Origin of the sequence: Herbaspirillum huttiense, assembly GCF_047300815.1 — a bacterium.
Classification (GTDB): Bacteria; Pseudomonadota; Gammaproteobacteria; order Burkholderiales; family Burkholderiaceae_D; genus Herbaspirillum; species Herbaspirillum huttiense_A.
The window spans coordinates 4,818,612-4,834,566 of sequence record NZ_CP178608.1; the positions used below are offsets into that span (position 1 = coordinate 4,818,612).

Annotated in this window: 13 protein-coding genes; 12 read left to right on the top strand and 1 reads right to left on the bottom strand. The window is 64.2% G+C overall.

What is annotated here, in order from left to right; all coding sequences use genetic code 11:
* Window positions 1–85: 85 nt before the first annotated feature.
* From ACLRDN_RS22070 to prmC, 12 genes are all read left to right on the top strand, one after another.
* On the top strand, window positions 86–1,636 hold the full coding sequence (locus ACLRDN_RS22070; protein ID WP_039783683.1) for an ABC transporter ATP-binding protein: 1,551 nt from the start codon (window positions 86–88) through the stop codon (window positions 1,634–1,636).
* Window positions 1,629–2,723, top strand: a complete 1,095-nt coding sequence (locus ACLRDN_RS22075; RefSeq protein ID WP_413458012.1) for an ABC transporter permease — start codon at window positions 1,629–1,631, stop codon at window positions 2,721–2,723. The genes ACLRDN_RS22070 and ACLRDN_RS22075 overlap by 8 nt, the downstream gene beginning before the upstream one ends.
* 16 nt (window positions 2,724–2,739) lie before the next feature.
* Entirely contained in the window at window positions 2,740–3,660 is a 921-nt protein-coding gene (locus tag ACLRDN_RS22080; RefSeq protein WP_034332726.1) for an ABC transporter permease, read from the top strand.
* 98 nt (window positions 3,661–3,758) lie between these two features.
* Window positions 3,759–4,898: a BMP family ABC transporter substrate-binding protein gene (locus ACLRDN_RS22085; protein WP_413458013.1), complete on the top strand. Its 1,140-nt coding sequence runs from the start codon at window positions 3,759–3,761 to the stop codon at window positions 4,896–4,898.
* Window positions 4,899–5,210: 312 nt separating this feature from the next.
* On the top strand, window positions 5,211–5,999 hold the full coding sequence (gene minC / locus ACLRDN_RS22090) for a septum site-determining protein MinC (protein ID WP_413458014.1): 789 nt from the start codon (window positions 5,211–5,213) through the stop codon (window positions 5,997–5,999).
* Between the two features lie 72 nt (window positions 6,000–6,071).
* Complete coding sequence (gene minD, locus ACLRDN_RS22095) at window positions 6,072–6,887, top strand: septum site-determining protein MinD (RefSeq protein WP_413458015.1); 816 nt, start codon at window positions 6,072–6,074, stop codon at window positions 6,885–6,887.
* 1 nt (window position 6,888) lies between these two features.
* Window positions 6,889–7,158, top strand: coding sequence for a cell division topological specificity factor MinE (minE, locus tag ACLRDN_RS22100; protein WP_006465131.1), 270 nt, complete (start codon window positions 6,889–6,891; stop codon window positions 7,156–7,158).
* Window positions 7,159–7,281: 123 nt separating this feature from the next.
* Window positions 7,282–7,983 carry a winged helix-turn-helix domain-containing protein gene (locus ACLRDN_RS22105; protein WP_413458016.1) on the top strand — a complete coding sequence of 234 codons (702 nt, stop codon included), beginning with the start codon at window positions 7,282–7,284 and terminating at the stop codon, window positions 7,981–7,983.
* A 251-nt stretch (window positions 7,984–8,234) separates the two neighbouring features.
* A complete protein-coding gene (gene hemA, locus ACLRDN_RS22110) occupies window positions 8,235–9,527 on the top strand; it encodes a glutamyl-tRNA reductase (protein WP_413458017.1) in 1,293 nt (430 codons plus the stop codon).
* Window positions 9,528–9,631: 104 nt separating this feature from the next.
* A complete protein-coding gene (gene prfA / locus ACLRDN_RS22115) occupies window positions 9,632–10,711 on the top strand; it encodes a peptide chain release factor 1 (protein WP_413458018.1) in 1,080 nt (359 codons plus the stop codon).
* Window positions 10,712–10,895: 184 nt separating this feature from the next.
* Window positions 10,896–11,390: a disulfide bond formation protein B gene (locus tag ACLRDN_RS22120; protein WP_413458019.1), complete on the top strand. Its 495-nt coding sequence runs from the start codon at window positions 10,896–10,898 to the stop codon at window positions 11,388–11,390.
* Complete coding sequence (prmC, locus tag ACLRDN_RS22125; RefSeq protein WP_413458020.1) at window positions 11,390–12,223, top strand: peptide chain release factor N(5)-glutamine methyltransferase; 834 nt, start codon at window positions 11,390–11,392, stop codon at window positions 12,221–12,223. The genes ACLRDN_RS22120 and prmC overlap by 1 nt, the downstream gene beginning before the upstream one ends.
* A gap of 34 nt (window positions 12,224–12,257) precedes the next feature.
* On the opposite strand, the gene ACLRDN_RS22130 is transcribed toward prmC, so the two are convergent.
* The gene (locus ACLRDN_RS22130) at window positions 12,258–15,854 is read right to left on the bottom strand and encodes an indolepyruvate ferredoxin oxidoreductase family protein (RefSeq protein WP_413458021.1); all 3,597 of its coding nucleotides are present in this window, start codon (window positions 15,852–15,854) and stop codon (window positions 12,258–12,260) included.
* Between the last annotated feature and the right edge of the window lie 101 nt (window positions 15,855–15,955).

A 15,955-nucleotide genomic window follows, 5' to 3' on the forward strand; every position in this document is an offset into this window, starting at 1 on the left:
GCCGCAGGGGCGCTCGCGGCGGCCGCAGGCACGCGGACCGCGTTGCATTTCGACATGACCACATTCATCACCACAGGGAAATCACGTGAGCGCAGTTCCACTCCGTCTTGAAATCAGCCATGTGCGCAAGGCCTACCCGGGCGTGCTGGCCAATGACGATGTCAGCCTGGCGGTGGCGCCCGGCGAGATCCACGCCGTGCTCGGGGAGAACGGCGCGGGCAAGTCCACGCTGATGAAAATCATTTTCGGCGCCGTCAAGCCGGATGCCGGCGAACTGCGCTGGAACGGTGAGACCGTGCAGATCGCCAATCCACAGGTGGCGCGCAAGCTGGGCATTGCGATGGTGTTCCAGCATTTCTCACTGTTCGATACGCTGACCGTGACCGAGAACATCGCCCTGGGCCTGGATGCCAAGACCGACCTCAAGGAACTGGCCGAACGCATCACCCGCACCGGCGAAAAATACGGCCTGGAGCTGGAACCGCAGCGCCATGTGCATACCTTGTCGGTCGGTGAACGCCAGCGCGTGGAAATCGTGCGCGCGCTGCTGACCGAACCGCAACTGCTGATCCTGGACGAGCCGACCTCGGTGCTCACGCCCCAGGCCGTGGAAAAACTCTTCGTCACCCTGCGCCGCCTGGCCGACGAGGGTTGCAGCATCCTCTACATCAGCCACAAGCTCGACGAAATCCGCGCGCTGTGCCACAGCGCTACCGTCATGCGCGGTGGCCGCGTGACCGGCAATTGCGATCCGCGCAATGAGAGCAGCGCCAGCCTTTCACGCATGATGATCGGCGACGAACTGGTGCGCCTGCAGCGCGAACGCAATCCCGATTCGCTGCGCAATGAACGCAAGCTGCACGTCAATCGTCTCTCGCTGCCCAAGGCGCATCTGTTTGCCACCGAACTGAAGGACATCGAATGCGAAGTGCGCGCCGGTGAAATCGTCGGCATCGCCGGGGTCTCGGGCAACGGCCAACAGGAGCTGCTGGCGGCGCTCTCGGGCGAAGACCAGCGCGCTGCGCCCAACATGATCATGCTGGCCGGCAAGGCCGTGGGCGACCTCTCGCCCAATCCGCGCCGCGCGGCCGGCCTGGGCCTGGTGCCGGAAGAACGCCTGGGACGCGGTGCCGTGCCTACGCTGTCGCTCACGGCCAACATGCTGCTGTCGCATCAGAAAGCGCCCTACGTGAAGCGCGGCATGATCGACTTCGGTTTTACGCGCCGTGCTGCGGCCTCCATCATTGAACGCTTCAAGGTCAAGGCAGCAGGACCGGATGCGCCGGCCAAGAGCCTCTCGGGCGGCAACCTGCAGAAATTCATCGTCGGCCGCGAAATGGAACGCAAACCCGCCGTCTTCGTGGTGGCCCAGCCGACCTGGGGGGTGGACGTCGGTGCCGCCGCCCAGATCCACGGCGAAATCTTGAAACTGAAACAGGAAGGTTGTGCAGTGCTGGTGATCTCGGAAGAACTTGACGAATTATTCGCATTATGTGATCGCCTGCATGTCATCGCCAAGGGGCGCCTGTCGCCCTCCATCCCCATCGAACAGGCCACGCGCGAACAGGTGGGCGTGTGGATGAGCGGCCTGTGGGACGAACCGGCCGCCGCTGCTGCGGAGGTGAACCATGGCTGAACGCATGAGCTTCCCGCTGCGTCTGGAACTGCGCGGTGCGCCATCCAAAACCATGACCTATCTGTCGCCGGTGATCGCCATCGTCGCCACCTTGTTCCTCGGTGCGCTGCTGTTCCTGGCACTGGGCAAGGATCCGCTGGCCGGACTGAAGGTGTTCCTGATCGATCCCTTCAATGGCAAGCGCGCCATCAGCGAGCTGCTGCTCAAGTCCGTACCGCTGATCCTGTGCGCGCTGGGGCTGGCGGTGTGCTTCCGCGCCAGCATCTGGAACATCGGTGCCGAAGGCCAGTTCACGGTCGGTGCGCTCTGCTCGGGGGCCATGCTGGTGTGGCTGGATGTGCCGGGGCACGGCATTTCCGGCGGCATGGGGCTGGTGCTCATGATCGTGGCCGGGGTCATCGGCGGGGCCTTGTGGGCGGCCATCACGGCTTACCTGCGCGACCAGTTCAATGCCAATGAAATCCTGGTCTCGCTGATGCTGACCTATGTGGCGCAGCTGCTGCTGATGTGGGCCGTCAATGGTCCGCTGAAGGATCCCAATGGCATGAACTTCCCGCAATCGAAGGTGTTCTCCGGCGAATTCATGCTGCCCATGCTGATGTCGGGCACGCGCCTGCATATCGGCTTTGCGGTGGCCATCGTGGCGGCCATCCTGATGGCGATCTTCATGATGCGCAGCCTGCGCGGCTTCTCGCTCATGGTTGGTGGCGTGGCGCCGCATGCGGCGCGCTATGCGGGCTTCTCGGCACGCTCGGCCTTGTGGGTGTCGCTGCTGATCTCGGGGGCCTTTGCGGGACTGGCAGGGGCCTTCGAGATCGCCGGTCCGATCGGTCAGCTGTTGCCGTCGGTGTCGCCGGGCTATGGTTTCGCCGCCATCATCGTGGCCTTCATCGGCCGCCTGCATCCGGTGGGCGCGATCCTGGGCGGACTGATCATGTCGCTGCTGTACCTGGGCGGCGAGCTGGCGCAGTCGCGCCTGGGCCTGCCCTCGGCCATCACGGGCGTGTTCCAGGGCATGCTGCTGTTCCTGCTGCTGGCCTGCGATACGCTCATCGATTACCGCCTGGCGTGGAAAAAGAAAGTCTAAGGAATCAGGACAGGACATGGAACAACTCGCCCCTCTCATCGCAGCCTCCATCAATGCCGGCACGCCCCTGCTGCTGGCAGCCATCGGGCTGTTGATCAATGAACGCTCCGGCGTGCTCAACCTGGGCGCCGAAGGCATGATGCTGGTGGCGGCCATCGCCGGCTTTGCGGTCGGCTATGCCACCAAGAGCCCGCTGCTCGGCTTTGTTGCCGGCGCCGTCTGCGGCATGCTCATGGCCACGCTCTTCGCCTGGCTGGCGCTGCGCCTGGCCACCAACCAGGTCGCCACCGGCCTGGCGCTGTCGATCTTCGGCGCGGGCCTGTCGGCCTTTGTCGGCCAGCGCTTCGTCGGACTGGCGTTGCCGGCGCAACCGAATTCGATCCCGCTGCTGGGCGATATCCCCTTCCTGGGCAAGGCGCTGTTCCACCAGCACTGGATGAGCTATGTGGCTTTCGCGCTGTGCCTGGCCAGCATCTGGTTCTTGTATCGCACGCGGGCCGGGCTGGTCTTGCGTGCCGTGGGCGAGTCGCCGGAATCGGCGCATGCGCTGGGCTATTCGGTGCGTGGCATCCGCTACCTGGCGCTGCTGTTCGGCGGCGCCTGCTGCGGCCTGGCGGGGGCCTACATGTCGCTGGTCTATACCCCGATGTGGGTCGAAGGCCTGGTGGCCGGACGCGGCTGGATCGCACTGGCCCTGACCGCGTTCGCCACCTGGCGTCCGGCACGGGTCTTGCTGGGTTCGCTGCTGTTCGGCGGCGTCACCATCGCCCAGTTCTACCTGCAGGGCATGGGCGTGACGGTGCCCTCGCAGATCCTGTCGATGGCCCCGTACCTGGCCACCATCGTGGTGCTGGCGCTGATCTCGCGCAACCCCGACTGGATCCGCCTGAACATGCCGGCCTCGCTGGGCAAGCCGTTCCGCCCGGGCGCCTCCTGAACTATTTATATCGTTTATATCGTTTAAATCATTTAGCTCATTTATTCCGTTTTTGTAGCAGCACTTGCATTTATCCACTGACCTTGAGGGAGAACACAATGAAGATTTCGCGCAGGGCATCCTTGACGATGCTCGCCACCCTGGCGGCAGCAACCCTGATCGGTTGCGGCAAGAAGGAAGAACCCGCTGCCGCCGCGCCCGCTGCTGCGCCGGCTGCTGCTGCACCGGCGGCTGATCCGCTGAAGGTCGCCTTCGTCTACATCGGCCCGGTGGGCGACGCCGGCTGGACCTTCGCGCATGACAAGGGCCGCAAGGCTGTCGAAGAAAAATTCGGCGACAAGGTCAAGACCACCTTCGTGGAAAACATTCCTGAATCCGCAGCGGATGCCGAGCGCGTCTTCCGCCAGCTGGCTACCGACGGCAACAAGCTGATCTTCGGCACCACCTTCGGCTACATGGAAGCCATGCTCAAGGTCGCCAAGGAATTCCCGGAGGTGAAGTTCGAACACGCCACCGGCTTCAAGACTGCCGACAACCTGGCGCAATACGACGTGCGCACCTATGAAGGCGCTTACCTGGCTGGCGTGGTCGCGGGCAAGATGAGCAAGTCCGGCAAGCTGGGCGTGGTGGCCTCGGTGCCAATTCCCGAAGTGATCCGCAACATCGACTCCTTCACCCTGGGTGCGCGCTCGGTCAATCCGAAGGCCACCACCGCCGTGGTGTGGGTCAACAAGTGGTTCGATCCGGGCAAGGAACGTGAAGCCGCCACCACCCTGATCGGCCAGGGCGTGGACGTGCTGATGCAAAACACCGACTCCGCAGCCGTGGTGCAGACCGCGCAGGAAAAGGGCGTGTATGCCTTCGGCTGGGACAGCGACATGACCAGCTTCGGCCCCAAGGCCCACCTGGCTGCCTCGATGATCAACTGGGGCGTGTATTACACCGCACGCGTGCAAGCCGTGCTGGATGGCTCCTGGAAGAGCAGCACCAGCTGGATCGGCCTGAAGGAAACCGGCATCGACCTGGCCGCCTTCAATCCTGAACTGCCGGCCGACGTGAAGACGCTGGTGGAAGAGCGCAAGAAGGGCATCGTCGACGGCACGGCCCCGATCTGGAAGGGTCCGATCAAGGACAACGCCGGCAAGGAAGTGCTGGGCAAGGACGCCGTGGCTGATGACGGCTTCCTGCACGGCATCAAGTTCTACGTCGAGGGCGTGGACGGCAAGGTACCGGGCTGATTTTTCGGCTTGCCCCCCCCGGCGCTGCTGTCAGGCGGCCGGGGCGGACTTGATGAAGACCGCTGGCATCGCGAGGTGCTGGCGGTTTTTTTTGGCAAAGTGCGCTTTCGCCGGGTCACTTTTCTCTCAGAAATCTTCACGGCTGCAACTTTTGCCGAATCTCCGAACAGTCTTGGCCGCCTTACTATCGGCTCGCCGAAAACCCCCGCTCCACCGCTTTCGCAGCCGCATCCAGCCTGTATAATGCACAGCCAAACCGGGTGGAAAGCCTGCATTTTCCTTCACTTTCCGCCGCATTGAACTACAGGATTTATGCAAAAAGCGCGCAAACCGATCGAAATCAAAATTTCCACTGTAGTTGCCATTTCGGCAATCCTGCATGAAACCGATCCGACTTCGCTGGAAAAAGCCCTGAAGGAAATGACTGGCGGCGTCGCCGATTTCTTCGAAGACGAATTCGCGGTGCTGGACATCGGCACCCTGGATGCAGCCGCCGCTGCGGCCATCGACTGGAGCGCCGTGGTGGCCCTGTTCAAGCGCTTCCGCTTGAATACGGTGGCCGTGCGCAATGCGCCCGAAGAGTTGCACAGCGGCATCGTTGCCCAGGGCCTGGCCATCGACAACTCGGCCGTGGCCGGCGCCGGCACCGCCAATGCACGTGCGCAAGAGGCGGCCGCCCAGGAAGCCGAGCCGGCCCCGGCACCGGCAGCCGCCCCCGCAGCTGCGGCCGCGCCCGCGCCCCAGCCCGCCCCGGCTCCGGTGGCCAACACCGTGGTCATCGACACCCCGGTGCGCGCCGGCCAGCGCATCTATGCGCGCGGCGCCGACCTGGTGGTGCTGGCCGTAGTCAACAACGGCGCCGAGCTCATTGCCGATGGCTGCATCCACGTCTACGCACCGCTGCGCGGCCGTGCCCTGGCCGGTGCCTCGGGCAATACGAGCGCGCGCATCTTCGCCGCTTCACTGGAAGCGGAACTGGTTTCCATTGCGGGGGTCTATCGGACCTTCGAGAACGGTCATGCGCCCGAGCTCGCCGGCAAGCAGGTGCAAGTGCGCCTGCAGGGCGAACGCATCGACGTGCTGCCGATGGCGGCATCGTAAGGCTGCGGCGTAAATCATTTAAACGAATCCAGCCGGAACCGCCGGCGTACTGTTCTTCTTAAGGAGTTTTTCGTGGCAAAAATCATCGTTGTGACTTCGGGTAAGGGCGGCGTCGGCAAAACGACGTCCAGCGCCAGTTTCGCATCGGGCCTGGCCATGCGCGGCCACAAGACGGCCGTGATCGACTTCGACGTCGGTCTGCGCAACCTGGACCTGATCATGGGCTGCGAACGCCGCGTGGTCTACGACCTGATCAACGTGATCAACAAGGAAGCCACCCTGAACCAGGCCCTGATCAAGGACAAGCACTGCGACAACCTGTTCATCCTGCCGGCCTCGCAAACCCGCGACAAGGACGCCCTCTCCGAAGAAGGCGTGGAGCGGGTCTTGAACGACCTCTCCAAGATGGACTTCGAGTACATCATCTGCGACTCCCCGGCCGGCATCGAGCACGGCGCGGTGATGGCGCTGACCTTCGCCGACGAAGCCATCGTGGTCTCCAACCCGGAAGTGTCGTCGGTGCGTGACTCGGACCGCATCCTCGGCATCATCCAGGCCAAGTCGCGCCGTGCCTCCTCGGGCGGCGAGCCGGTCAAGGAACACCTGCTCATCACCCGCTACTCGCCCAAGCGCGTGGAAGACGGCGAGATGCTGTCCTATACCGATGTGCAGGAAATCCTGCGCATTCCCCTGATCGGCATCATCCCCGAATCGGAAACCGTGCTGCAGGCCTCCAACCAGGGCTCCCCCGCCATCCACATGAGGGACAGCGACGTGGCCCAGGCCTACCAGGACGTGGTATCGCGCTTCCTCGGCGAGACCGTCGAGCTGCGTTTCACTACCTACGAAAAGCCGGGCTTCCTGCAGCGCATCTTCGGAGGTAAGTGACATGTCCCTGCTTTCTTTCCTGTTCCCCAGCAAGCCCAAAAGTGCGGTGGCGGCGAAGGAGCGGCTGCAGATCATCATCGCCCGCGAGCGTTCCAACGGCCGCCAGGGCCCGGACTTCCTGCCGGCCCTGCACAAGGAACTCATCGAGGTCATTTCCAAGTACACCAAGGTCAATGCCGACGACATCAAGATCTCGCTGGACCGCCAGGGCAACCTGGAAGTGCTGGATGTGAACGTGGTGCTGCCTGACAGCGACGTACCGGCGGCCTGAGCGCGCAGGCCACACCCGGCATGAAGAAAAAGGGCAGCCGAGGCTGCCCTTTTTGCCAATACGGTCCACCAGCCCGGGGAGCCGCGCGTTGACTGCCTTTTACTGCTGCCCTGAACTGATGCAATGAAAATCGGGATCCTTTCCAAAGACGCCGATACCGTGACCCTGGTCACGCAACTGGCTGATCGCCATGAATGCCAGGTCTACAGCGGTGTGGAGGGCTTTGCTGCGGCCTGTGCCGACCGCGCCAACCTGGTCGTGCTGGATCTGGACGACCTGCAGCGGCATCAGCATGCGGTCACCATGCTGGTCCAGCAGCACCGTCCGCCGGCGGCCTCCAAGGCGCGGCCGGTGGTCCTGCTGCTGTGCACCCCCACCCACCAGCACTGGCTGCGCAACCTGCGCATGGCCGGCGCCGATGACTTCCTGGTCAAGCCGGTGGACCGCCAGGAACTGGCCCTGCGGCTGGACCTGCTGCTGCTGGCCGCACAGCCCTATGAAGCCCCGCCCAGCGTGGTGGAAGCCGGCGGCTTCATGGTCGACCTGGCGCGCCTGCGCATCACCCATCCCGAGCGGCCGGGCCTCGATGCCACGCTCACCCGCAAGGAAGTCGAACTGGCGCTGCTGTTCATGCAGCACCTGGGACGCCCGCTGTCGCGCGCCTTCCTGCAGGAACGCATCTGGGGGGCCGAACCGGACACGCCGACCCGCACCATCGATACCCACGTCTCGCGCATCCGCACCAAGCTCAAGCTGCATCCGGGCAATGGCTACCAGCTGGCCACCGTCTACGGCTATGGCTACCAGCTGGAACGGCTGGAATAGCGCCGGGCAGTGTTGCAGCGGCGCCCCGGCCATCTGCGCCAAGCCTGATCCATGTCAGGGACATATACCGATTATCAGGGGGCGTCCCAACCCGACAGTGGGCAAAGAGTATAATTATTCCCAAAACCGGGGCCGAATCTGTCTGATTTTGTATGAATTGCATTGTTTCGTACGCTTTTCATTCAGGTTCACAGCCATAGAAGTGCAATTTCCCAGCTCATCGGCACTGCTGCCTTAAAGTCGATTCTTCCATGCATTTGCTCGCCGTCGGACTCAACCACACTACCGCGCCGGTCTCGCTGCGCGAGAAAGTGGCTTTCCCTGCTGACCAGATCGGTCAGGCAGTGGCGTCCGCGCGTACGTGGTTTGGCGGCAATGACAAGATCGTGGCCTCAGGCGAAGCCGCCATCCTCTCCACCTGCAACCGCACCGAGCTGTATGCCGCTGCGGCCGCCGGGCAAGACGGGGTGGAGTTCGCCATCGACCGTACCGCGCAGTTCCTGGCCGAGTATCACCACATTCCCTACGCCGACCTGCGTCCCTACCTGTATTCGCTGCCGCAGGACAATGCCGTGCGCCATGCCTTCCGCGTGGCCTCCGGGCTGGACTCGATGGTCCTGGGCGAACCGCAGATCCTGGGCCAGATGAAGGATGCGGTCCGCCAGGCTGATGCGGCCGGCGGCCTGGGCACCTATCTGCACCAGCTGTTCCAGCGCACCTTTGCGGTGGCCAAGGAAGTGCGCAGCACCACCGAAATCGGCGCGCACAGCGTCTCGATGGCCGCCGCCGCCGTGCGCCTGTCGCAGCGCATCTTCGATTCGATCTCCGGCCAGAATGTGCTCTTCATCGGCGCCGGCGAGATGATCGAACTGTGCGCCACGCACTTCGCGGCCCAGAATCCCAAGACCCTGACGGTGGCCAACCGCACCATGGAGCGCGGTGAAGCCCTGGCCCATCGCTTCAGCGGCCGTGCCATCCGCCTGGCCGACCTGCCGGCGCAACTGGCCAGCTTCGACATCGTGGTCTCCTGTACCGCCTCGCAGCTGCCCATCATCGGCCTGGGGCTGGTGGAACGGGCCGTCAAGGCACGCCGCCACAAGCCCATCTTCATGGTCGACCTGGCCGTACCGCGTGATATCGAGGCTGAAGTCGGGCGGCTGGATGACGTTTTCCTCTACACCGTGGACGACCTGGCCTCGGTGGTGCAAAGCGGCGTCGAAAACCGCCAGGCGGCGGTCGCCCAGGCCGAAGCCATCATCGAAACCCGGGTGCAATCCTTCATGCACTGGATCGACAGCCGCGCCATGGTGCCGCTGATCCAGGACCTGCATGAAACCGGCGAGGCCCTGCGCCTGGCCGAACTGGAACGCGCACGCCGCATGCTGGCCAAGGGCGAGGATGTGGAAGCGGTGCTGGACGCCCTCTCCAAGGGCCTGACCGCCAAGTTCCTGCACGGCCCGCAACAGGCCCTGCATCACGCCCAGGGCGAACAGCGCAGCCAGCTGGCTTCGCTGCTGCCGCAACTGTTCCGCGCCAAGCGTTAGCGCCTCCCGCCCCGCTGGCCGCTGCCTGCGGCTGGCATCCTCGCGCCGTCGCCGACGGCTGCCGCCGCCCCCTCATTGCTGACCGATACTGACTTCCCGACCTCATGAAACCCTCAATGCTCGCCAAACTCGACCAGCTCGCCGAACGGCTGGAAGAGCTCAACAGCCTGCTGGCCCAGGAAGATGCCACCGCCAGCATGGACAACTTCCGCAAGATGACCCGCGAACACGCCGAACTGGGTCCGCTGGTGGCGCTGTACCACGACTATGTGCAGGCCAGTGAAGATATCCGCACCGCCGGCGAGCTGCTGTCGGACCCCGATATGAAGGCTTTCGCCCAGGAAGAAATCGAGGGCGCCAAGGCCCGCATGGAGGCGCTGGAGCTGGATCTGCAGAAGATGCTGCTGCCCAAGGACCCCAATGATGAACGAAACATCTTCCTGGAAATCCGCGCCGGCACCGGAGGTGACGAATCGGCCCTGTTCGCCGGCGACCTGCTGCGCATGTACACCCGTTATGCCGAACGCCAGCGCTGGCAGGTGGAGATCGTTTCGGCCTCGGAATCGGAACTGGGCGGCTACAAGGAAGTGATTGCCCGCATCGCCGGCTTCGGGGCCTATTCGCGCCTGAAGTTCGAATCCGGCGGCCACCGCGTGCAGCGCGTGCCGGCCACCGAGACGCAGGGCCGCATCCACACCTCCGCCTGCACGGTGGCCGTGATGCCCGAAGCCGATGAGGTCGAGGATGTGGACATCAACCCGGCCGACCTGCGCATTGATACCTACCGCGCCTCCGGGGCCGGTGGCCAGCACATCAACAAGACCGATTCGGCCGTGCGCATCACCCATTTGCCGACCGGCATCGTGGTGGAATGCCAGGACGACCGCAGCCAGCACAAGAACAAGGCGCAGGCCATGAAAGTACTGGCCGCCCGGATCAAGGACGTGCAATTGCGCGAGCAGCAATCCAAGGAAGCCGCCACCCGCAAGTCGCTCATCGGCTCGGGCGACCGCAGCGAGCGCATCCGCACCTACAACTTCCCGCAGGGGCGCATGACCGACCACCGCATCAACCTGACGCTCTACAAGCTCGATTTCATCATGGATGGCGACCTGGACGAACTGACCAGCGCCCTCATCACCGAGCACCAGGCCGAACTGCTGGCCCAGCTGGGCGACGACTGAGGCCGCCGCAACCTGGCCGGAGCATGGGTTCCGCGTGCCTTTGCCTGCGTGGTCAGCATGCACGCAAGCCCGGACTTCTCTACAATCGCGTCATGGCAAAAAAGCCGCCCGGTCATTCGGGCGCTCCTGCCCATCGAACTGCCCCGACGCTGTCCCCCATTAATGAATCACTGAACCCTCAACCATGAAATCATCCAAAGCGGTTTTCCTGCTGGTGGCGCTGGTCTGCGCTGCCCTGCTGGGCGTTGCCATGTACCTGCAGATCGTCGAAGAAATGCAGCCCTGCCCGCTGTGCGTCATCCAGCGCTACATGTTCGTGCTGGTCGGCGCCTTCGCCCTGATCGGCGCAATGATGCCCGAAGCGGCCCGCCGCGGCAGTGCCGGCCTGGGCCTCCTGGCTGCGCTCGGTGGCGCGGGTACCGCCATCTGGCATCTGTACGTGAAGGCGCATCCGGGCGTCTCCTGCACCACCGATCCGCTGGAAACGGCGCTCAACCAGCTGCCCACGGCCAAGCTGTGGCCGCAGGTGTTTACTGCCGACGGCTTTTGCTCGGCTCCCTGGCCGCCGGTGTTCGGCCTGCAGATCCCGACCTGGTCGCTGATCTGGTTCGGCGTGCTGGCCCTGGTGCTGGCCGTGCAACTGTTCAAGCGCGCACCGCGCACCACCATCTGGAAGTGATGGAGCCGCTCTCCAGCTATGCCGGCTGCACGCTGGCCACCGTATTGAAGACGGCGCCGCTGGACCCGCTGGAGAACCGCATCCTGCTGTGCCACGCGCTGCGCATGACGCGCGTACAACTGATCACGCAATCCGAACGGCGGCTCGATGCCGCCGAATCGGAGGCGCTTACAGCCCTCTATGCCCGTCGCCTGCGCGGCGAGCCGATTGCCTACATCATCGGCCGGCGCGAATTCTATGGACTGGATTTGCGCGTCACGCCCGATGTATTGATCCCCCGGCCCGATACCGAGCTGCTGGTGGAACTGGCCATGGAAAGATTGCCGCAAGACGCGGCACTGCTGGACATGGGGACCGGTTCGGGGGCGATTGCCATCGCCATCGCCCATACGCGGCCCGATGCGGTGGTGACGGCACTGGACGCCAGCGCAGCCGCCCTGGCCATCGCACGCGAAAACGCCACAGTCAACCAGGTCCGCGTGACGCTGCTGGAAAGCGACTGGTACGCCGCCCTGCCCCAGGATCAGCGCTTTGCGGTGATCGCCTCCAACCCGCCTTATATCGTCGCAGGGGATGTGCATCTCTCCCAAGGCGACCTGCGTTTCGAACCGGTCGATGCGCTCACCGATCACGGTGATGGCCTGACCGACCTGCGCAGCATCATCGACGGCGCACCCGCCCATCTGCTGCCGGGTGGCTGGCTGCTGATGGAACATGGCTATGACCAGGCTGCTGCGGTGCGCGGGCTGCTCTCCGGCACCGGCTTCAAGGAAGTCCAGAGCTGGCGCGACCTGGCCGGTATCGAACGGGTCAGCGGCGGCCGCCTGGCCTGATCCGCTGACCGCTCCTGATTTTCTTCCTGCGTTCTCAGGCCGCCCGCTTGCCGCCTCCTTGCGGCGAGTGCGGCTGACCGGTTGAGACGCCCTGCTCCAGTTGCGCCAGCAAGGCGGCCTGCTTTTGCATGGCCGCTTTCAGATGGCGCTCCTTCACGTGGCCATAGCCGCGAATCTCTTCCGGAATGCGCGCCACGGCGACGACCTGTTCCAGGTTCTCGGGCGTGAGCTTTGCCAGCAGGCGTGACAGGGTGGCACGGTACTCGCTGATGAGCGCCCGCTCCTGTTTGCGTTCCTCGGTGTAGCCGAAAGGATCGAAGGCCGTACCCCGCAGGAAGCGCAGCCTGGCCAGCACGCCGAAGGCCGGCATCATCCAGCTGCCGAAGGCCTGCTTGCGCAGGTGTCCCTTGTCGTCGCGCTTGGCCAGCAGCGGCGGTGCGAGGTGGAAGCGCAGCTTGTAATCCCCCTCGAACATGCCGGCGATCTTGGCGCGGAAGGCCGGCTCGGTGTAGAGGCGCGCGACTTCGTACTCATCCTTGTAGGCCATGAGCTTGAAGAGATAGGTGGCCACCGCACGGCTCAGTTTGAGGCCGCGTCCCGCCTCACCCAGCGTGCTCTCACGCGCCCGCACTTCTTCCACGGCATCGCGATAGCTGCGCGCATAGGCGGCGTTCTGGTAATCGGTGAGGAAGGCCACGCGGCGCTCCACCAGTTCATCCAGGGTCGGCGTGCGCTTGAATTCGATCACCTGGGCCGTCATGCCGTTGCGGCCTGCGGCAGCCAGCACGAAGTCCACATCATGTGCGGCCATGCGGCCCCAGGCGAAGGCCTGCTTGTTGAACTCCACCTGCAGCGCGTTGAGTTCGATGGCGCGCAACAGGGCCGCTTCCGACAACGGCACCCATCCCTTTTGCCAGGCATAGCCGAGCATGAACATGTTGGTCGCGATCGCGTCGCCCATGAGCGCGGTGGCGATGCGGCCGGCATCGATCAGTGAAAGATTGTCCCGGCCGCAGGCCTTGGCAATCTCGCCTTCGCTGGAGGCAGTGGGGAATTGCCAGTCCGGATTGCGGACGAACGCGGCAGTAGGCATCTGCGTCGAATTGACCGCTGCATGGGTTCGCCCCTCGCCCATGCGAGAGAGAGCATCGCGGCCCGCAGTGACGATGACGTCGCAGCCGATGACCAGGTCAGCCATGCCGGTGCCCACGCGGGTGGACTGGATGTGCGCCGGGTCCTCGGCCACGCGTACGTGCGACATCACCGGTCCGCCCTTCTGGGCCAGTCCGCTCATGTCCAGCACCGAGCAGGCGCGGCCTTCAACGTGCGCCGCCATGGCGATGATCTGGCCGATGGTAATCACGCCCGTGCCGCCTACGCCGGTGACCACGATGCCGTAGGGCTGGGCCAGCCCCGGCAGCACCGGCTCGGGCAGGGTCGGCAAGGCCGGACCCGATTGCGTCTTGGCGCGCACGGGCTTCTTCAGCTGGCCGCCTTCGACCGTCACGAAGCTGGGGCAGAAACCGTTCACGCAGGAATAATCCTTGTTGCAGGACGACTGGTTGATCTGGCGCTTGCGGCCGAACTCGGTTTCCAGCGGCTCCACCGACAGGCAATTGGACTGCACGCTGCAATCGCCGCAGCCTTCGCACACCGCCTCGTTGATGACGGCGCGCTTGGCCGGGTCGGGATAGGCATTGCGTTTCCGGCGACGACGTTTCTCCGACGCGCAGGTCTGGTCATAGATCATGGCCGACACGCCCGGCTGTTCACGCAGTTCGCGCTGCACGGCATCGAGTTCGCTGCGATGGCGGATGGTCACGCCCTCGGCCCATGGGGTGCCGACCGGATACTTGTCCGGCTCATCGGTGACCACGATGATGGGCCGCACGTTCTCAGCGGCCAGCTGGCGCGAGATCATGGCCGGATCGAGCGGGCCATCGAACTCCTGGCCACCGGTCATGGCCACCGCATCGTTGTACAGGATCTTGTACGTGATATTGACCTTCGCCGCGACCGAGGCGCGCACCGCCAGCAGGCCGGAATGGAAGTAGGTGCCGTCACCGAGGTTGGCGAAAACGTGTTTCTCCGTCGTGAACGGTGCCTGGCCGACCCAGGTCACGCCCTCGCCGCCCATGTGGGTGAAGAGGCTGGTCTCGCGGTCCATCCAGGTGACCATGTAGTGGCAGCCGATACCGGCCAGACCACGGCTGCCATCGGGCAGTTTGGTCGAGGTATTGTGCGGACAGCCGGAGCAGAAATGCGGCACGCGGTCCTTGTCGGGATCGGGCTTGCTGCTGATGTTGAGGGCCGCTTCCTTGGCTTCGAGATAGGCCACGCGGGTGCGCACGCGCTGCTCCACCGGATGGCCGGCGAAGTAGCGCGAGATGCGCGTGGCAATCGCGCGTGCGATCTGCGCCGGATTGAGTTCATAGGTGGCCGGCAGCAGCCAGTTGCCATGGCCTTCGCGCTGCGAACCGCTCCATTCTCCGGTGTCATCGAATTTGCCGACCACGCGGGGTCGAACATCGTCGCGCCAGTTGTAGAGTTCTTCCTTTAACTGGTATTCAAGAATCTGCCGCTTCTCTTCGACCACCAGGATCTCGTCCAGACCCTGCGCGAATTCACGCACGCCCTCGGCTTCCAGCGGCCAGGTCATGCCGACCTTGTAGAGACGGATGCCGATGTCGTTGGCGACCTGTTCATCGATGCCCAGGTCTTCCAGCGCCTGGCGCGTATCGAGATAGGACTTGCCGGCAGTGATGATGCCGATGCGCGCACGCGGGCTGTCCCAGATGATGCGGTTCAACTTGTTCGCGCGTGCGTAGGCCAGGGCGGCGTACCACTTGTAATTGATCATGCGCGCTTCCTGCCCCAGCACCGTGTCGGGCATGCGGATGTTGAGGCCATCGGGCGGCAGTTCGAAGTCCGGTAATTCTATCTTCACGCGCTCCGGATCAATCATCACCGACATGCCCGATTCGACCAGGTCGGTCACGCATTTCATCGCCACCCACAAGCCGGTGTAGCGGCTCATGGCCCAGCCATGCAGGCCGTAGTCGAGATACTCCTGCACCGACGACGGATAGAGCACCGGTATGCCGCAGGCCTTGAGGATGTGCTCGCTCTGGTGTGCGGCGGTAGAGGACTTGGCGGCATGGTCATCGCCCGCGATGACCAGCACGCCGCCGTGCTTGGAGGTGCCGGCCATGTTGGCGTGCTTGAAGACGTCGCCACAGCGGTCCACCCCCGGGCCTTTGCCATACCATAGCGAGAAAACGCCATCGTATTGCGCACCCTTGAAGAGATTGACCTGCTGCGTGCCCCACACACTGGTGGCGGCCAGGTCTTCATTCATTCCAGGATGGAATTTGACCTGTTTGGCTTCCAGGTATTTGCGTGCCTTCTCGGCGGTCTGGTCGACCGAGCCCAGGGGGGACCCGCGATAGCCGGTGATGAAGCCGGCGGTGTTCAGGCCTGCGCGTTCATCGTATTGCCGCTGCAGCATCGGCAGGCGGATCAGCGCCTGGATGCCGGTCATGAAGACGCGGCCGCGCTCCAGTGCAAATTTGTCGTCCAGGGATACATCGTCCAGCAGCAGGCGTTGCCCGGCGGGTAGGGGTGCGTTCATGTGGTCTCCGTGCCAAAAATCTTGTTTTTGCCTTGCACATGCTCCCGTCAGCGACGCCCTGCACAGGTGTCGCTGTGCGGCTACGCCGATCTGTCGGGAAT

Coding starts and splice junctions, on each gene's coding strand:
- ACLRDN_RS22075 (WP_413458012.1), top strand. CDS start 1,629: ATGGCTGAACGCATGAGCTTCCCGCTGCGTCTGGAACTGCGCGGTGCG.
- ACLRDN_RS22080 (WP_034332726.1), top strand. CDS start 2,740: ATGGAACAACTCGCCCCTCTCATCGCAGCCTCCATCAATGCCGGCACG.
- ACLRDN_RS22085 (WP_413458013.1), top strand. CDS start 3,759: ATGAAGATTTCGCGCAGGGCATCCTTGACGATGCTCGCCACCCTGGCG.
- minC (WP_413458014.1), top strand. CDS start 5,211: ATGCAAAAAGCGCGCAAACCGATCGAAATCAAAATTTCCACTGTAGTT.
- minE (WP_006465131.1), top strand. CDS start 6,889: ATGTCCCTGCTTTCTTTCCTGTTCCCCAGCAAGCCCAAAAGTGCGGTG.
- ACLRDN_RS22105 (WP_413458016.1), top strand. CDS start 7,282: ATGAAAATCGGGATCCTTTCCAAAGACGCCGATACCGTGACCCTGGTC.
- hemA (WP_413458017.1), top strand. CDS start 8,235: ATGCATTTGCTCGCCGTCGGACTCAACCACACTACCGCGCCGGTCTCG.
- prfA (WP_413458018.1), top strand. CDS start 9,632: ATGAAACCCTCAATGCTCGCCAAACTCGACCAGCTCGCCGAACGGCTG.
- ACLRDN_RS22120 (WP_413458019.1), top strand. CDS start 10,896: ATGAAATCATCCAAAGCGGTTTTCCTGCTGGTGGCGCTGGTCTGCGCT.
- prmC (WP_413458020.1), top strand. CDS start 11,390: ATGGAGCCGCTCTCCAGCTATGCCGGCTGCACGCTGGCCACCGTATTG.
- ACLRDN_RS22130 (WP_413458021.1), bottom strand. CDS start 15,854: ATGAACGCACCCCTACCCGCCGGGCAACGCCTGCTGCTGGACGATGTA.